The 16475-nt window shown below is 37.5% G+C and carries 17 protein-coding genes; 13 read left to right on the top strand and 4 right to left on the bottom strand.

Annotation, left to right across the window (positions count from 1 at the left end):
• Both ACFSQP_RS05130 and ACFSQP_RS05125 read left to right on the top strand, forming a co-directional pair.
• Entirely contained in the window at positions 1–1350 is a 1350-nt protein-coding gene (locus tag ACFSQP_RS05130) for a dihydroorotase (protein WP_376892322.1), read from the top strand.
• Positions 1347–1820 (top strand): DUF4296 domain-containing protein, encoded by a 474-nt coding sequence (locus ACFSQP_RS05125; protein WP_376892320.1) that lies wholly within the window; start codon positions 1347–1349, stop codon positions 1818–1820. The genes ACFSQP_RS05130 and ACFSQP_RS05125 overlap by 4 nt, the downstream gene beginning before the upstream one ends.
• Here the strand turns inward: ACFSQP_RS05125 and ACFSQP_RS05120 are convergent.
• Complete coding sequence (locus ACFSQP_RS05120; protein ID WP_376892319.1) at positions 1817–2827, bottom strand: NAD-dependent epimerase/dehydratase family protein; 1011 nt, start codon at positions 2825–2827, stop codon at positions 1817–1819. The two genes, ACFSQP_RS05125 and ACFSQP_RS05120, sit on opposite strands and share 4 nt — an antisense overlap.
• Before the next feature lie 88 nt (positions 2828–2915).
• On the opposite strand from ACFSQP_RS05120, the gene tyrS reads away from it, so the two are divergent.
• Positions 2916–4223 (top strand): tyrosine--tRNA ligase, encoded by a 1308-nt coding sequence (gene tyrS, locus ACFSQP_RS05115; RefSeq protein WP_376892317.1) that lies wholly within the window; start codon positions 2916–2918, stop codon positions 4221–4223.
• Between the two features lie 106 nt (positions 4224–4329).
• Here tyrS and ACFSQP_RS05110 read toward each other — a convergent pair whose 3' ends face one another.
• Both ACFSQP_RS05110 and ACFSQP_RS05105 read right to left on the bottom strand, forming a co-directional pair.
• Entirely contained in the window at positions 4330–5307 is a 978-nt protein-coding gene (locus ACFSQP_RS05110) for a LuxE/PaaK family acyltransferase (protein ID WP_376892315.1), read from the bottom strand.
• Between the two features lie 137 nt (positions 5308–5444).
• Positions 5445–7343 (bottom strand): T9SS type A sorting domain-containing protein, encoded by a 1899-nt coding sequence (locus ACFSQP_RS05105; protein ID WP_376892314.1) that lies wholly within the window; start codon positions 7341–7343, stop codon positions 5445–5447.
• 431 nt (positions 7344–7774) lie between these two features.
• Here ACFSQP_RS05105 and ACFSQP_RS05100 point away from each other — a divergent pair, with 431 nt between their 5' ends.
• Both ACFSQP_RS05100 and ACFSQP_RS05095 read left to right on the top strand, forming a co-directional pair.
• The gene (locus tag ACFSQP_RS05100) at positions 7775–8458 is read left to right on the top strand and encodes a response regulator transcription factor (protein WP_376892313.1); all 684 of its coding nucleotides are present in this window, start codon (positions 7775–7777) and stop codon (positions 8456–8458) included.
• Complete coding sequence (locus ACFSQP_RS05095) at positions 8458–9495, top strand: sensor histidine kinase (RefSeq protein WP_376892311.1); 1038 nt, start codon at positions 8458–8460, stop codon at positions 9493–9495. The genes ACFSQP_RS05100 and ACFSQP_RS05095 overlap by 1 nt, the downstream gene beginning before the upstream one ends.
• Here ACFSQP_RS05095 and ACFSQP_RS05090 read toward each other — a convergent pair.
• Positions 9469–10530, bottom strand: coding sequence for a glycosyltransferase (locus ACFSQP_RS05090; protein ID WP_376892309.1), 1062 nt, complete (start codon positions 10528–10530; stop codon positions 9469–9471). The genes ACFSQP_RS05095 and ACFSQP_RS05090 overlap by 27 nt on opposite strands.
• A 75-nt stretch (positions 10531–10605) precedes the next feature.
• Between ACFSQP_RS05090 and trmB the strand changes: the two genes are divergently transcribed.
• The 8 genes from trmB to ACFSQP_RS05050 all read left to right on the top strand — a co-directional run bounded on the left by trmB (position 10606) and on the right by ACFSQP_RS05050 (position 16424).
• Positions 10606–11280 carry a tRNA (guanosine(46)-N7)-methyltransferase TrmB gene (gene trmB / locus ACFSQP_RS05085; protein WP_376892308.1) on the top strand — a complete coding sequence of 225 codons (675 nt, stop codon included), beginning with the start codon at positions 10606–10608 and terminating at the stop codon, positions 11278–11280.
• 77 nt (positions 11281–11357) lie between these two features.
• The gene (locus ACFSQP_RS05080) at positions 11358–11912 is read left to right on the top strand and encodes a lysine transporter LysE (RefSeq protein WP_376892306.1); all 555 of its coding nucleotides are present in this window, start codon (positions 11358–11360) and stop codon (positions 11910–11912) included.
• The gene (locus ACFSQP_RS05075; protein ID WP_376892305.1) at positions 11912–12247 is read left to right on the top strand and encodes an MGMT family protein; all 336 of its coding nucleotides are present in this window, start codon (positions 11912–11914) and stop codon (positions 12245–12247) included. Before ACFSQP_RS05080 ends, ACFSQP_RS05075 begins: the two co-directional genes overlap by 1 nt.
• Before the next feature lie 209 nt (positions 12248–12456).
• Positions 12457–13593, top strand: a complete 1137-nt coding sequence (locus ACFSQP_RS05070) for an Mrp/NBP35 family ATP-binding protein (RefSeq protein WP_376892303.1) — start codon at positions 12457–12459, stop codon at positions 13591–13593.
• A gap of 3 nt (positions 13594–13596) precedes the next feature.
• Positions 13597–13839 carry a NifU family protein gene (locus tag ACFSQP_RS05065; RefSeq protein WP_376892302.1) on the top strand — a complete coding sequence of 81 codons (243 nt, stop codon included), beginning with the start codon at positions 13597–13599 and terminating at the stop codon, positions 13837–13839.
• A gap of 217 nt (positions 13840–14056) precedes the next feature.
• Positions 14057–15112, top strand: a complete 1056-nt coding sequence (locus ACFSQP_RS05060) for an NAD(P)/FAD-dependent oxidoreductase (protein WP_376892300.1) — start codon at positions 14057–14059, stop codon at positions 15110–15112.
• Positions 15113–15244: 132 nt separating this feature from the next.
• A complete protein-coding gene (locus tag ACFSQP_RS05055; protein WP_376892299.1) occupies positions 15245–15577 on the top strand; it encodes a ferredoxin in 333 nt (110 codons plus the stop codon).
• 439 nt (positions 15578–16016) lie between these two features.
• Positions 16017–16424: a hypothetical protein gene (locus tag ACFSQP_RS05050; RefSeq protein ID WP_376892297.1), complete on the top strand. Its 408-nt coding sequence runs from the start codon at positions 16017–16019 to the stop codon at positions 16422–16424.
• Positions 16425–16475 lie beyond the last annotated feature (51 nt).

Genomic DNA, 16475 nt, shown 5'->3' with positions numbered 1-16475 from the left:
ATGACTGCACCAAAAGCACTACTAATTAAGAACGGGAAAATAGTAAACGAAGGAACTATTTTAGAGGGCGATATTTATATTGAAAACGATATAATAATGGAAGTGGCACCTTTAATAAGCGCCAAATCGGCCCATGTAAAGGTTATTGATGCCGAAGGAAATTATATTTTACCGGGCGTTATAGATGACCAAGTGCATTTTAGAGAACCTGGTTTAACCCATAAAGCCAATATTGAAAGCGAATCTAGAGCCGCTATAGCCGGTGGTATTACGTCGTTTATAGAAATGCCTAATACCAATCCGCAAACAACTACCATTGAAAAACTAGAAGAAAAATTTGCCATTGCTGCAAGTACATCGTATGCCAACTATTCTTTTATGTTAGGCGGTACTAATGATAATTTGGAAGAAATACGTAAAGTAGACCCCAAATCTGTGGCAGGGCTAAAATTGTTTTTGGGGTCTTCTACGGGTAATATGCTTGTGGACGATCCGGAGGTTTTAGAAAAAATATTTTCTAGCACTAACATGGTAATTTCGGTACATTGCGAAGACGAAGGAACCATAAACAGAAATTTAGAAACGTATAAAGCTCAATATGGCGATGCCATTCCCATGGCGTACCATCCTATAATACGAAGTGAAGAAGCATGTTACTTATCGTCTTCTAAAGCTATTGAATTGGCTAAAAAAACAGGAGCACGTTTGCATGTGTTTCATTTATCTACCGCAAAAGAAACCGCTTTATTTTCGAATAAAATTCCGTTAAAGGATAAAAAAATAACCGCCGAAGTATGCGTGCATCATTTATGGTTTTCAGATGAAGATTACGATAAAAAAGGCAGTTTAATTAAGTGGAATCCAGCAGTAAAAACAGCCAAAGACCGGGAAGGGCTGTGGAAAGCACTTCTAGACGATAGAATTGATGTTATTGCAACCGACCACGCCCCACATACATGGGATGAGAAAAACAATGTGTACACCAAGGCACCATCTGGTGGGCCTTTAGTACAACACGCACTTGTAGCCCTATTGGAAGCACATCACCAAGGTAGGATAACAATTCCTAAATTGGTAGAAAAAATGTGCCATAATCCAGCTATTTTATTTCAAGTGGCCAAACGTGGTTTTATTAAAGAGGGATACTATGCCGATTTGGTTATTGTGGACCTTAACAATCCATGGACGGTAAAAAAAGAAAATATACTGTACAAATGCGGGTGGTCTCCTTTTGAAGGTTCTACGTTTAAATCGCGTGTTACACACACCATTCTAAATGGCCATGTAGCCTACGAACAAAATAAATTTAGTCCAGAAAAAGCGGCTAAACGCCTAACCTTTAACCGATGAAAAACCTTGTAATATATACGGCTATTGTTTTTTTTGTTGTGGGTTGTAGGGAATCCGGAAAACCGGAAGCCCCCGAAAACTTAATTTCCGAAGATAAAATGGTTACCGTACTCATGGATTTATCCATTTTATCGGCTGCAAAAGGCATAAACAGAACCATTTTAGAAAATAAAGGGATAGCACCCGAAGCGTTTGTTTACAACAAACACCAAATAGATAGCGCCCAGTTTGCCAATAGTAACCAATATTATGCTTACTATAACGAAACGTATAAGGCAATTTTGGCACGCGTGGCGGATAGCTTAAGAGCTAAAAAGGAGGTTATAAATAAGGCGTTTGAGCTTGAAAATAAACGCCTGGAAGATCAGAAATCTAAAGAAAAAGCTGAAGAAAAATTTAAAGAAAAAGCAAATGCAGTTACAGACACGTTACAAAACGTTACGGCTGCAAACCAAACAACAGCGCTTTAGTGTTTGTCCTGCAAAAAATGGTTACCTACTGTTTCAATAGCCTTTGTTACTGGTGTAAACTTAAATCCTAGTGCTGTTTTCACCTTTGTATTGTTGTAATGTGTGCGATCTTGAATAGAGTATACCATTTGCTTTGTTAGTTTGCGTGGTGTTCTAAATAGGGTGTGTTTTAGCCAATCTAGGCGCCAAATTAACGCTAAAAGCCAAGGTTTAGCCATAATGGTAGGTGGCTTTTTGTTTAAGGCTTTAGCAATATGTTCTAAAAAATCTTTGTAAGGAATGTGCGAAGCAACCAGAATAAAACGTTCATTTTTAATGGTGCTTTCTAGTAGGCCAATCATACAGGAAACCACATCATCTATGGTTACACAAGCCACATGGCCCGAAGTGTAAAAAGATAAACCGGCATAAACCCTTTGGAATAGTTGGCCGCTACCACGGTGCCACATGCCAGAGCCAATTATAACACCAGGATTAACAATAACAGCATCCAAACCTTCTTGCGTACCGCGCCAAACCTCCATTTCGGCACCATATTTTGTAATACTATACATACTGTTGTCTTTTTCAGGATTCCAGTCGGTGTCCTCATTTACAGAGGTGTTTTTAACGGTATCCCCCAAAGTAGCAATACTACTAACATAACACAGTTTTTTAATGTTACAGCTTAAGCACAGGTTTACAATATTAGCGGTTCCTTCAATGTTTGTTTTCCGAAGTCTTTCAGAATCGTTAGGTGCAAAGGAAATAAGAGCTGCTGCATGATATACGTAACTAACATTTTTAAAAGCCTCTGTTAGTTTTGGTATGTCCAGCAAATCGGCTTCAACCCATTCAATGCTATCATATAAAGGCTTGTAGTTTTCAGTATAATACGAAAAAACCTGTTCCACACCGGAACGCGATTCGGCTGTGCGGTATAAAGCACGCACCCGTTTATTGGCTGTTACAAGTTTATAAAGCAGGTGTGCGCCTACCAATCCGGTTCCTCCAGTTATTAAAATCATAAAGACAAAGTAAAGAATTATTAAGAAAGGACAAAGGTTTCTATATTGATTTTTATCTTTGCTTTTTTTTAATTTTATCCTATTTAAAATGGCAAACGCATTTGTAGAAGATTTAAGATGGCGCGGTATGATTCATGATATCATGCCAGGAACCGAAGAGCAACTTTCTAAAGAAATGACTACGGCATATATTGGTTTCGATCCTACATCGGATTCTTTACATATTGGTAGTTTGGTGCCTATTATTTTATTGGTGCATCTAGAAAAAGCTGGACACAAACCTATTGCTTTAGTTGGTGGTGCTACGGGCATGATTGGCGATCCGTCTGGAAAAAGTGACGAAAGAAATCTACTAGATGAAGCTACTTTGGAGAAAAATGTGGCTGGTATAAAAGCCGTGTTATCCCGATTTTTAAACTTTAATTCCGAGGCTAAAAATTCACCTATTTTGGTAAATAACTTCGATTGGATGAAAAATTTCTCTTTTATCGATTTTGCCAGGGATGTAGGTAAACGGATTACAGTAAATTACATGATGTCTAAAGACTCTGTAAAAAAACGCTTTTCTGGTGAGGAAGGTAGTGTGGGTATGTCGTTTACAGAATTTACCTACCAACTAATTCAAGGCTATGATTTTTACCATCTCTACAAAAACTACAATTGCTTGCTACAAATGGGTGGGAGCGATCAGTGGGGGAATATTACTACGGGTACCGAGCTGGTAAGACGCATGTCTCCGGGTGAAGAAACCAAAGCTTACGCCATGACTTGTCCGCTAATTACCAAGGCAGATGGTTCTAAATTTGGAAAAAGTGAGGGTGGCAATATTTGGTTGGATGCCAACAAAACATCGGTTTATAAGTTTTACCAATTTTGGTTAAACACATCGGATGACGATGCTGAAAAATATATTAAAATATTTACATTTTTAGATAAAGATACTATTGAAGCCCTAATTAACGCACATCAAGAGGCTCCACATTTACGATTACTTCAAAAACGCTTAGCACAGGAGGTTACTACTTTTGTGCACTCTACTGCCGATTTTGAAAATGCCGAAAAAGCCTCACAAATTCTATTTAGTAAATCGTTTAAAAGCGACATTGAAACGCTAGATGAGGCTACTTTTTTAGAGGTTTTTGAAGGTGTGCCACAGGCTGAAATTGCCAAAGATAAATTTAACCAGGGTATAGACATGATTGCAGCGCTTGCAGCGGAAACTAAATTTTTAGCTTCCAACAGTGAAGCCAGACGCGCTTTAAAAGAAAATGCCATTTCTGTAAACAAGCAAAAAGTATCAGAAACTTATACGCTTTCTGCAAACGACTTAATTAATAATAAATATGTTATTATAAATAAAGGTAAAAAGAACACCTACATTATAAAGGTGGTTTAAACTAAAAAACGTCTCGATGCAATCGAGACGTTTTTGTTTTTAATCAATTAAATTATAAAATTAACTTTTTCATAACCGGTGTTTTGTCGGAGAAGGAACAAGAACCTTACAAAGCCATTAAATTACATCCGCGTATATCGGAATGATCAAAACGACCTATAACCTCAAAGCTACCGTTTGGATGTACTTTACCTAAATCCTGCGTGGCTATAAAGGCGCAAGAATGTATATTGGCCAAATCGATAATATTTAAACCACCAGTTTTTTCAGGCACTTGTATGGTTAGCGCATCTTCCGTTTCGCGTGTAAATACCCGCATCCATGGTGGACATTCAAAAACACCATGTCCTTTGGAGTAAGCCTGACTTAAAAGTTCAGTCATGCCGTATTCACTATGAATGGTAGCTACACCAAACCCCTGTTTTAAAATGTCATGCAATTCTTCCCGGATAAGTTCTTTGCGCCTGCCCTTCATACCACCAGTTTCCATAACAATGGTGTTTTTTAAACGAAAGCTATGCTGCTCTACCAAATCCAACAAGGCAAACGAAACTCCTAAAAGTAACACCTTTTGGTTGGATGCCTCTAGTTGCAGTAAGGTGTTTTTTAATTCGGCATGATTGTTAAGGTAAAAACCACTTTCTGGCTTTTTAGACTGTTTTATAAGCGCATCTGCCATGTAAATTAATGAGGAGCCTTCGCGTTCTAAATAGCTTGGTAATAAGGCAAGCACTACATATTCTTCAATGGCACCATAAAATTTCTGAAAACCCTTTGTAAAACTGGTTTCGTATACGGCTAAATCTGCAACAGCATGTTTGCTTGTGGTTTGTCCTGTGGTGCCAGAGCTGGTAAATGTTTTCTTAATGGGCTGTACACTGCTTAAAACCTCATGCGTTTTAAAAAATGAAATGGGTAAAAAAGGAATATCGGTTAAGGTTTTAACCTCGGCTGGTGTTCTGTTAAGCAAATCGCAAAAAGATCTGTAAACGGGATTTTTTTCAAATTGCAATTTAAAAACCTGTAAAGCACATGTTTCAAATTGCGTGGCGCTGCTTATATTAAATATTTGGGTAGTCTGCATAATAACAAAGTTTGCAAAAAAAACTGCTTTGCTTGGAATGGTGTAAAAATACCACATTTAAACAGGCGGCAAAAGTATATAATATAAAAAGGCGCTTCTGTTTAGGAAGCGCCTTTTTATATGCTTAAAATATCAGCTTATTTAATCACTAATTTTTTAGTAACAGTGTTACCGTTTTGAGCAATTTTCACAATATACATACCGGTATTTAGTGAAGAAACGTTTAAACGGTTGTTTGTTAACGTAGTGCTTAGTACTTGTTTTCCTAAAACATCAAAAATAGTTACGGAAATAGCCTCTGAAGCAGGGCTTGTAATATTTACAAAACCGTTAGATGTTGGATTAGGATAGATGCTAAATGCAGCCGTATTAACAGTGCTTGTAGATAATACCTCGTTTGTGTACTGATCTATCGGATATGGTGTTACGGCGGTAGCATTGGTAGTTTCACCATCCAAAGCATCAGCACCGCTAAAGGTCCAGTTTGCTAATACAAAAGTGCCGTCAGGACCAGTATTACTTACACGGTAAGCCCAACCATCTGTATATTCCCAAGCTTCGCCAAAACCATCTACATCTACATCGCCAAAGGTGTCTATAATAGTTACGCCCTCGTATAATTCTATAGAATCGTTACCATTGATGCCAACAATACCACTGGTATAAGTTGGTGCAAAACCAAAGAATGCTTCAAAATTTACAGCTTCGGTTGCTAAAAAGATACGATCGCCAGCGCTTACAGCATCGGCAGGGAAATTATATTCAACTGTTCCAGCAGAAGATCCGCCACCATTGCTTACAGAGCTAATACCAAAAACACTTAAATCTGAAATATCGGCTAAAGCAACTAATTCAATTCCTTTTGGTGTTCCATTAGGTAATGGGCCATCATAAACGCCTACTAATACAAGTGCGTTTGTTGGTGGGCCAAATACGTTTCCAGTTAAGGACAAGGTACGTGTGGTAGCAAAAGTAGAAGCAACAGTTAAATCGCCGCTGTAGGAATTAATACCCAAGCCAGCTGCCAATCTTACATATACAGTTGTTGGAGGCACAACACCTAAAGCACCCGGTGTAATGGAAACCGATTGCGAAAAAGCACCACCAGAGGTTAAAGAAACTTCAAAATTAGTAGGTGCTGTAATTACCACGTCGGAAAATAAAAATACACCAGCTACAGAGAACGTATCTTCATTAGAAGGTCCGTTACCCACGGTATAATTTAAAGGGTCTAAAAAGTTGTTTACGGTTATTACTGGATCGCACTGCGTTTCGGTAATAACATCGGAAGTGGTAATTGCGCCACAATCGCCGCCAACTAAATTAAGGTCCCAAGCGTCTCCTTCAGTTAAGCCTGTAATGGTAATAACACCATCGGCTACTGTTGCAGGATTGTCGCCACCTACTACACCAGCAGAAGTAGTGGTTACATTGGTTATGTTAGCATCTACACCTGTATACGGTACACTTACAGTAATGCCGTCATTGTTGCTACCAACGGTATTTGAGTTACAGCTATATGTAGCTGTACCCAAATTAACGCCACAAGTGGAGCTAAATCCAGTCCATGAGATATCGTCTAAAATAATCTGCTTACTAGTTACATTTCTAATTTCCATTACAAAAGGACCACTTACATTAATGTTGGATATGGCAAATGTTTGTTCTTCTGTATTATCAAAAGGAGTAGATGAACCTATAAAAACATTGTTTATGTATAACTCAACTTGTCTGTCTCCTGCGCCCGTAAAGCCTTTGTAAAGTTTCATTGAAAAGTTACCAATACCGCCAGGAATTTGGCTAGATGTAAGTGTACTACCACTAGATTGACGTCTTAACATCAATGCAGGTGGATTAGGAGCTTGACCGTTGTCATCTCTCGAAGACACATAACTCCAGGTTATATTGTTATTGCCAACAAAGGAGTCAGTGCTGTAGCTTGTTCCAACATTCAAGTTTGTAAAGTCTTCTAACCCTTGACCCAACATGGAGCCTGAAATTAGTAAACTAAATAATAAAAAGTAAATTTTCTTCATAATAAATTATTTAATTGTGCATTCAAAATTTAGCAACAAAAGTACGTATAATTTGCGTCTTATCTAAATTTTTTAGCCTATTAGTTGTTATTTAACATGCAAATAACATGGGCTTTATTTGTTTAACAGTCAGTTGCTTGCAGGTGTATTATTTTTTTATTCGCCATAAAACAGGTTAATCGGTTTGGCGTAAAATAAATAGTGTTGTAAGCTGTTTAAAAACATGAGGTTAGGTGGGTAAACCCGTTACTACGTCCAGTTTATACTTATATTATTTCGCGCTTATAAATAGGTTTTTAGCAGGACATAGGCCTAAAACTGGTGTTATGGCTAGTTTATTGCAATGTTATCAAAGTGTTATTTGTACCCAATTAGGCGCATATACATAGCTATAAATTTTATCTTTACCTTTTGGTTAGGTTTTAAGAGTTATGAAAAAACAAGATATAAGAATTTTATTAGTAGACGATGAACCCGATATTCTGGAAATAGTGGGGTATAACCTATCGCATGAGGGCTATGCTGTTTTTACAGCAGAAAATGGTTTGAAAGCTATAAAAAAGGCCAAAAAAATTAAACCACATTTAATTATCATGGATGTTATGATGCCCGAAATGGACGGCATTGAGGCATGCGAACAACTTCGGGAAAATCCGGAACTTACCGATACCATTATAACCTTTTTAACGGCCAGAGGTGAAGATTATTCGCAAGTGGCAGGTTTTGATGCGGGCGCAGACGATTATATTACAAAACCCATTAAACCTAAAGTGCTTATTAGTAAAGTGAAATCCTTGTTGCGCCGTTTTAAAGAAGACGAAGCACCCATGGCTATTATACAAATAGGCGATTTAATAATTAATAGAGACGAATATAAAGTGGTTTTAAATGGTGAAGATTTAACTTTACCTCGAAAAGAATTCGAACTACTGTCCTTATTAACTTCTAAACCCGACAAAGTGTTTAAGCGCGAAGAAATTTTAGAACAAGTTTGGGGAAATGAAGTTGTTGTAGGCGGCAGGACCATAGATGTTCACATTCGGAAATTGCGCGAAAAAATAGGCGATAACGCCTTCAAAACCGTAAAAGGAGTTGGTTATAAGTTTGTTGAATAATGCAGAAATTAAAGAAAACCTACAAATTTGCACTTAAAACTGCTTTTTTTGCCACCCTGCTACTGGCGCTGCTGCTCAATCTTTTTTTAGTACTTATACAAGCTTGGACATGGCTTGTTTTTCCGTTGGTTTTAGTTTTTGGTGTGTTGTTTTTCTTTATACTACAATACCGGGTAGAGCGCTTTATTTACAGACGGGTAAAGCGTATTTACGACGATTTAACACTGCTGGAATCGGCTTCGCTAACTAACCAACCTATTACAACAGATATGGCAACACTTACCAAACAAATAGATAAGTATGCCAAAGACAAAAAACTAGAGATAGAAACCCTGAAAGTAAGGGAAGAATACCGAAAAGAATTTTTAGGAAACGTATCGCACGAGCTTAAAACCCCTTTATTTACTGTGCAAGGTTATATTTTAACCTTACTGGATGGCGCTTTGGAGGACAAACGTATAAGACGACGCTATTTAAACCGTGCCAATAAAGGCGTGGAGCGATTAATTTATATTGTTAAAGATTTGGATATGATTACCAAACTAGAGGCGGGCGATTTAAGTTTAAACAAAGAAGCTTTTGATATTGTTGAGGTCGTAAAAAATGTATTCGATTTATTAGAAATGAAGGCTGCCAGAAAAAAAATTACCTTAACATGCGACAGAGATTACCCAGAACCTATTTTAGTTTACGCAGATAAGGAACGAATTGAGCAGGTAATTACCAATTTGGTAGTAAATTCCATTAAATATGGCCGAGAAAAAGGAACCACAGAAATAAGTATTGAAAATTTAGTGAAAAACAAAGTAATTGTTCGGGTAACCGATAATGGCGAAGGTATAGCCGAAGACCACTTGTCGCGTATTTTTGAACGATTTTTTCGCGTGGATAAAAGTGGCTCGCGCAAAGAGGGCGGTTCGGGTTTGGGCCTCTCTATTGTAAAGCATATTATTGAGGCGCACAAGGAACATATTTATATAGAAAGTGAACTGGATGTAGGAAGCGAGTTTTCATTTAGTTTGGAAAAGGCTAAATAAGTCTTTAAAATCGGTTTCTTGTTTAAAAGTATGTAAACCCTTGTAATATTTTACAGCTTCCAGCGCACTACTAGTAAATTTATCTTGCTGGCAATAAGGAGCCAAACCTTGTTTTTTTAAGCGTTTGGCTAAATAGGTTTGTTCAAATTGCCCCGGTGTGGGAATAAAAAAAGCCTTCTTCTGTAATGTTGCTAAATCCATAATAGTTGTGTATCCAGAGCGCGATAGTACCAATTCACTTTGGTTTATAACTTGCTCTAATCTGTCGGCGGTTAGGTAGTTATAAATACACATATTTCCTGTAGTTTTTTTAGTAATGGTTTTTTCAACAACCCCTTTTATAAATACAATTTTTCCGGAGTAGCTGTTTAACTCGTTTAGGAGTTTGGTTTCCAGAATTTGGCGTTGCGGTTCAGGACCAGATAGTAGCACCAAAAGGTCGTATAGTATAGGGGTGTTTATTTTTTTAAATCTACTTAAAGGGCCTAAATAATTGGTTTTAATAACGGGTTGTTTAACATGGCCCATGCGTCCGCTAAAGTTAAGAGTGCCAGATGCATCCGGCACCCAACAGGTGTTAAATTTTTTAATAATGCTGTTATGAATATGCGTGCTAAATCTTGTAGTTAGGCCGCTTAACACTTGTAATTGGTGTGTTATAAAAACACAAGGTATGTTAGGGTGGTATGCCCCAAACCGGTTGTCTGATATGATGCCAACAACATGGTAGCTAGAAACAATTTTAGCTATTTCTTTTTTTTCAGCAGCAATAGTTTTTAAAATTTTAGGCGTTTGAAATAAAAGTTTAGTTGTAAAAAAGGAGGCGGTTTTGGCGTAGCTAATTTGGTAACCGGGCAATTTTAAACAAATTAAACCGGGAAATTCTGCTTGTAATAAGGCTAATGCAGCCCCATCTGTGGCAATTATTGGTGTAAAACCATGAGCCATTAAAGCGTTAATAATTGGTATGCATCGGGTAGCATGTCCAAGCCCCCAATTTAGCGGTGCTACTAGTATGTGTTTTTGGTCTGCCATGAAAAACAAAGGTAAGCATATATGTGCTTCCACATATTTACGTAATTTTACCAAAAATTTAAAAGTAGTAACTAGGTGGGAAGTAAAAATAAATTAAGGCGTTTTAAAGAAAACGAAACGTTTAAGAATGTGGTACAACCAAGCCGAGAAGTGCTTGTAACAAATAATTTTGAACTACAAGGACAGTGGAACCGCAACTTTTTTAACAATAACAACCCTATTGTATTGGAATTGGGTTGTGGTAAAGGCGAATATACCACAGCTTTAGCAGAAAAATATCCAAATAAAAATTTTATTGGAGTCGATATAAAAGGTGCGCGTTTTTGGCGGGGTGCTAAAACAGCTTTAGAAAATAATTTAAGTAATGTTGGGTTTTTAAGAACCCAAATAGAGCTAATAGATTTTGCTTTTGCACCCAATGAAATAGATGAAATTTGGATTACTTTTCCAGATCCCCAAATAAAGTATAAACGTACCAAACACCGCATGACTAATGCTGAATTCTTGGCACGTTATAAAACGATATTAAAGCCAGAGGGTGTTGTTCATTTAAAAACCGACAGCGAATTTATGCATGGGTACACGTTGGGGTTATTGCATGGAGCCGGTCATGACGTATTGTATGCTAACCATAATGTTTACCACCAAGCGGGGAGTCCAACAGATGTAACGAGCGTGCAAACCTTTTACGAGAGTCAATATTTGGAACAAAACAAACCAATTACGTATATTCAATTCAAAATTAAGTAATAGTGAATGTAGCGCTTGTTTTCTTTCTTGGTTTTTCGGCCACTTTTCTTTCAACCTTGCCACCAGGATTGATAAACATGACAGCGGCAAAAATTAGTCTTAAAGAAGGCTATACCAGAGGCTTGGTTTTTGCCTTGGGTGCCTGCTTTATAATAATTTTTCAGGTATTGGTTGCTACTATTTTTGCGCGGTATTTAAGCAATCATCCCGATGTAATTGATGTGTTACGATTTATAGCCTTGGTTATCTTCTTTGGTGTCAGTTTTTATTTTTTGTTTATCGCCAAAGCAGTCGAAAAACAGAATACAGTAACCGATGTACGAAGCAAAACAAAGCGGTTTTTTCACGGTATGTTTTTGTCCTCAATAAACATGTTTCCCGTGCCATTTCAGGCTTATATGGCTATTACCTTGGCTTCTTTCGGAATTTTAAAATTCGATAATTTTGGTATCGGTGGTTTTGTATGTGGTTCTGTATCTGGGGCATTTGGCGCACTGTATATATACATGCATTTTTTCGATAAAATTAAAGATCGGAAAATAGCCTCGCAAAAAAGCATGAATTACCTTATAGGTGCTATAACAGGTATTGTAGCTATTATTACCCTCATTAATATTTTAAACGATTTATAATGGCAGCGCAACCCCAGCACTTTTATGACAAGGTATATCAGGTGGTGGCGCAAATTCCCTTTGGCCGTGTTACCAGTTATGGTGCTATAGCTACTTATTTAGGGGCCGCAAAAAGTGCGCGTTTGGTGGGGTATGCTATGAATAATTCGCATACTAAAAATGTACCGGCCCATCGGGTGGTTAATAGAAACGGTTTGCTAACCGGAAAGCATCACTTTGCAGGAACCAACCTTATGCAACAGCTTTTAGAAAGTGAGGGTATTGAGGTGGTAAACAATCAGGTTCAAAATTTCGAACGGGTTTTTTGGGATCCCAATGTGGCATTGAAGCCATAAGTTCTTTAATAGATGTAAGAACTCCCAAAAAAACACAGAAGCGCGCCATAACAAAAGTAAATTTACACATCAATCATTTCAATTAAAGCATTTCAAATTCTAAACAATTCACTGTATATTTGCAGTTTAGAATTATTCTGGATAAAAAGTGCTGCAAGGCGCGTTACAAGCGCAATAAATAATAGCATTGCTTTTAAAAATAATGTGTTATGAAATTAGATAAACAAGATATATTACAAGCATTAAAAACAATAACGGTACCTGGCGAAGGCCAAAATATGGTAGATAGCGGTGCTGTTACTAATGTAATGACTTTTGGTGATGAGGTTATTGTAGATGTTACCATTACCAATCCTACGCTACAAGCCAAAAAGAAAACGGAAGTGGAAATTTTAAAAGCCATCCACAATCAGGTTTACCAAAAAGCTAAAATAACCACGAATATAAAGGTTAATGCACCGGCCCAGAAGCCTAAAAACACCATTAAAGGGAAGGCTATACCGGGTATTAAAAACATTATTGCGGTAGCTTCTGGAAAAGGTGGCGTTGGTAAATCTACTGTTACGGCTAATTTAGCGGTTACACTAGCAAAAATGGGTTTTAAAGTGGGTATCTTGGACGCGGATATTTACGGGCCATCCATGCCTATTATGTTTGATGTTGAAAACGAACGCCCATTGGCAGTTACCATAGAAGGTAAATCTAAAATGAAACCCGTTGAAAATTATGGGGTAAAAATACTGTCTATTGGCTTTTTTACACAGCCAGGGCAAGCCGTTGTATGGCGTGGCCCAATGGCAGCCAAAGCCCTGAACCAAATGATTTTTGATGCGCACTGGGGGGAATTGGATTTTATGCTAATCGATTTACCACCAGGAACTGGCGATATTCATTTAAGCATTATGCAATCCCTACCAATTACAGGAGCTGTTGTGGTTAGTACACCTCAAAATGTTGCCTTGGCCGATGCCAAAAAAGGTGTAGCCATGTTCCAGCAGGATAGTATTAATGTACCTGTTTTAGGTATTATTGAAAATATGGCTTATTTTACACCAGCAGAGTTGCCGGATAATAAGTATTACATTTTTGGACAAGATGGTGCTAAAAACTTGGCAACCGATTTGGATGTGCGTTTCCTTGGCGACATTCCTTTGGTACAAAGTATCCGGGAAGCTGGCGACGTGGGTAGGCCGGCCGCCATGCAAACAGCCACAGTTATAGAAAAAGCCTTTGAAAAACTTACACAAAATGTGGTGGAGGAAGTTGTAAAACGAAATGAATATTTACCACCTACCGAGGCTATTAAAATTACAACCATGGCTGGGTGTTCAGCTATTAAAAAATAGGTTATGACGGCAGAAGAATTAAAACTAAATATAGAAAAGGCGTTGGATGAAATTCGCCCGTTTTTACAAAGTGACGGCGGCGATATTTCCTTGCTTTCTATTGAAGATGGCAAACTTGTAAAGGTACAGTTGCAAGGTGCTTGTGTTGGTTGCAGCGTAAACCAAATGACCTTAAAGTCTGGTGTGGAAATGACTATAAAAAAATATGCGCCACAAATAGAGCATGTTATTAATGTAGAGGCCTAATTCGTTATATTTTATTGGTTTACAGTAGTGCTGTAACCAAATAGGATGATTACAGAATTTCTTTGCAATATGTGTAAACTGATTTATGTCATATAAAATAGTTAGGATTAATAGGAAATTTGCAGCTACACGAAAACAGCTTACTTACTTTAAAAAAGTATTCAATTAGCATATATTATAATTAGTTAGGGTTAGTACCTAATTTGAAAGTAAAAAAATGATTAAAACAGATATACTTATTATTGGCGCCGGTCCAACCGGACTATTTACCGTTTTTGAAGCTGGCCTTTTAAAATTGAAATGCCACTTAATAGATGCCTTACCACAAGCTGGCGGACAGTGCACAGAACTGTATCCTAAAAAACCCATTTACGATATTCCTGCCTATCCTGAAATTTTAGCAGGCGATTTAACGGTTAAGCTTTTGGAGCAATGCAAACAGTTTGAACCCGGCTTTACCCTTGGTGAACGCGCCGAAACGTTAGAAAAACAGGAAGACGGTACTTTTATTGTTACCACCAATAAAGGAACCAAACATCATGCACCGGTTGTTGCCATTGCAGGTGGTTTGGGTAGTTTTGAACCACGGAAACCGTTAATAGATAATCTTGCAGATTACGAAGATAAAGGCGTAGAATACATGGTTAAAGATCCAGAATTATACCGCAATAAGCGGGTGGTTATTGCTGGTGGTGGCGATTCTGCTTTGGATTGGAGTATCTTTTTAAGTAATGTAGCTAGCCAAGTAACCCTAATACACAGACGTAACGAGTTTAGAGGTCATTTGGACTCGGTAGAACAAGTACAACAACTTAAAAATGAAGGTAAAATTAATTTAATTACGCCAGCCGAAGTCACCAATATTTACGGAGACAAGCGGGTCGCGGGTGTAGAGGTAACCGTTAAAGACGAAGCTCCAATTAAGGTAGATTGCGATCATTTTATACCACTTTTTGGTTTGTCGCCTAAATTAGGACCAATAGCAGACTGGGGCTTCGAAATTGAAAAAAATGCCATTAAAGTTAATAACTGTTTAGATTACCAAACCAACATACCTGGTGTATTTGCCATTGGCGACGTCAATACCTATCCGGGAAAACTAAAACTTATTTTGTGCGGCTTTCATGAAGCAACGCTTATGTGTCAGTCTGCGTACCAAATAATAAATCCAGGCAAACGCTACGTACTAAAATATACAACCGTAGCAGGCGTAGATGGTTTTGATGGTACTAGAAAAGAAGCGCCAAAACCCGTTATTAAAGCTTTCGATTAATATTAAAAACGCATAATTGTTTTAAACAATTTAAGCACCTAAAATATCGTTAGTTGTGTTTATTGTAAAAGCTGCTTTACACGGTATTAAGCTTAAAAACAAATGCACAGGGCTTCGCGCAAAGGATAAATTATGGAACAAGACGTAAATATTACCATTATAGATCGAGAAGGCGTGTCGCATAACATAGCGGCACCAACAGACATGGCCATGAATCTCATGGAAGTTGTTAGGAGTTACGAGTTGGCCCCAGAGGGTACTATTGGTATTTGTGGCGGTATGGCCATGTGCGCTAGTTGTCAATGCTACGTATTAAGCGATACAAATTTGCCAGAAATGCAAGCCGATGAGGAGGCTATGCTTTCAGAGGCGTTTAACGTAAAGGACAGTTCTCGTTTGGGATGTCAGATTCAAATTACGCCCGAAATGGAAGGGCTTGTGGTAGCATTGGCTCCCGAAGAATAGTTTTCTAACAGCCAAAAATACTTGGTTAAGAACCAGCCAGATACACCGTCTTTTTTGATGCTATTGGTGGTGACTTGGTTTGTTTACCTGAAATTATTAGACCAAAAAAAATAATCATTATGGCGCTTGCCTAATCAGTTTAAGCCACAAAAAGTACTTCGAAACCTATTTAGAGGCCGAAATTATCATGTAAAATAGTTATGCTAATTGGCGGTAACGAATAGGAATTCAAATATTTACCTTTAAAAAAGATTTGCTTTTAAATTGCATAAATACTAAAATTAGATTTTGGTATTTGGTCAATAATAAATATATTCGAAATTCCTAAAAGCAGGTTTACCACTAGGATCAATTAGGCATTTTAGAAACCTACTAAAAATATTTTCTAAAAAGATAATAGGGTGTTTGCTTGAGTTTTACTAATTAAAAATAAAAGAGTATGTTAAAAAAATTGAATGTAATTTTAGGTCTTGTAGCGCTTTTTCTTTTCGTTTCATGCGACGACAAAAAGGATGATGAAATTGTTGTTGTTCAAAATGAAATTTTCAATACATGGAAATTAGTCAATCCCAATGCCAATGTAGAATTGCTTGTACGTCCGGATTATACCTTTCATGTAGATGTCTTGTTAAATGAGGAGATTGAAGTGGAAGGCCGGATAGAATTAGATCAAAACAAAATTAGTTTTATTAACATTCAAGGGTCAGATCCTATGTCTAGCGATCCCAGACCAGGTGTTTATTATTACGAAATAAAGTCGGATACCATTCGCTTTACCCTTATAAACGATCCACTTGAGCGCAGGGCCGGATTTTTAGCTTCGCCATGGGTTAAGAATGTGGATTAGGTGGTAGTAACATATTTCTAAACCCATACAAAAGCGCTACCTTATTGCGTT

It is taken from the genome of Bizionia sediminis, from assembly GCF_042684585.1.
Lineage (GTDB): Bacteria > Bacteroidota > Bacteroidia > Flavobacteriales > Flavobacteriaceae > Algorimicrobium > Algorimicrobium sediminis.
This window is presented reverse-complemented; position numbering and strand designations above follow the sequence as displayed.

Excerpts from the sequence above, each read along its gene's own strand:
- ACFSQP_RS05130 (WP_376892322.1), top strand. The coding sequence starts at position 1 with ATGACTGCACCAAAAGCACTACTAATTAAGAACGGGAAAATAGTAAAC.
- ACFSQP_RS05125 (WP_376892320.1), top strand. The coding sequence starts at position 1,347 with ATGAAAAACCTTGTAATATATACGGCTATTGTTTTTTTTGTTGTGGGT.
- ACFSQP_RS05120 (WP_376892319.1), bottom strand. The coding sequence starts at position 2,827 with ATGATTTTAATAACTGGAGGAACCGGATTGGTAGGCGCACACCTGCTT.
- tyrS (WP_376892317.1), top strand. The coding sequence starts at position 2,916 with ATGGCAAACGCATTTGTAGAAGATTTAAGATGGCGCGGTATGATTCAT.
- ACFSQP_RS05110 (WP_376892315.1), bottom strand. The coding sequence starts at position 5,307 with ATGCAGACTACCCAAATATTTAATATAAGCAGCGCCACGCAATTTGAA.
- ACFSQP_RS05105 (WP_376892314.1), bottom strand. The coding sequence starts at position 7,343 with ATGAAGAAAATTTACTTTTTATTATTTAGTTTACTAATTTCAGGCTCC.
- ACFSQP_RS05100 (WP_376892313.1), top strand. The coding sequence starts at position 7,775 with ATGAAAAAACAAGATATAAGAATTTTATTAGTAGACGATGAACCCGAT.
- ACFSQP_RS05095 (WP_376892311.1), top strand. The coding sequence starts at position 8,458 with ATGCAGAAATTAAAGAAAACCTACAAATTTGCACTTAAAACTGCTTTT.
- ACFSQP_RS05090 (WP_376892309.1), bottom strand. The coding sequence starts at position 10,530 with ATGGCAGACCAAAAACACATACTAGTAGCACCGCTAAATTGGGGGCTT.
- ACFSQP_RS05080 (WP_376892306.1), top strand. The coding sequence starts at position 11,358 with ATGACAGCGGCAAAAATTAGTCTTAAAGAAGGCTATACCAGAGGCTTG.
- ACFSQP_RS05075 (WP_376892305.1), top strand. The coding sequence starts at position 11,912 with ATGGCAGCGCAACCCCAGCACTTTTATGACAAGGTATATCAGGTGGTG.
- ACFSQP_RS05070 (WP_376892303.1), top strand. The coding sequence starts at position 12,457 with ATGAAATTAGATAAACAAGATATATTACAAGCATTAAAAACAATAACG.
- ACFSQP_RS05065 (WP_376892302.1), top strand. The coding sequence starts at position 13,597 with ATGACGGCAGAAGAATTAAAACTAAATATAGAAAAGGCGTTGGATGAA.
- ACFSQP_RS05060 (WP_376892300.1), top strand. The coding sequence starts at position 14,057 with ATGATTAAAACAGATATACTTATTATTGGCGCCGGTCCAACCGGACTA.
- ACFSQP_RS05055 (WP_376892299.1), top strand. The coding sequence starts at position 15,245 with ATGGAACAAGACGTAAATATTACCATTATAGATCGAGAAGGCGTGTCG.
- ACFSQP_RS05050 (WP_376892297.1), top strand. The coding sequence starts at position 16,017 with ATGTTAAAAAAATTGAATGTAATTTTAGGTCTTGTAGCGCTTTTTCTT.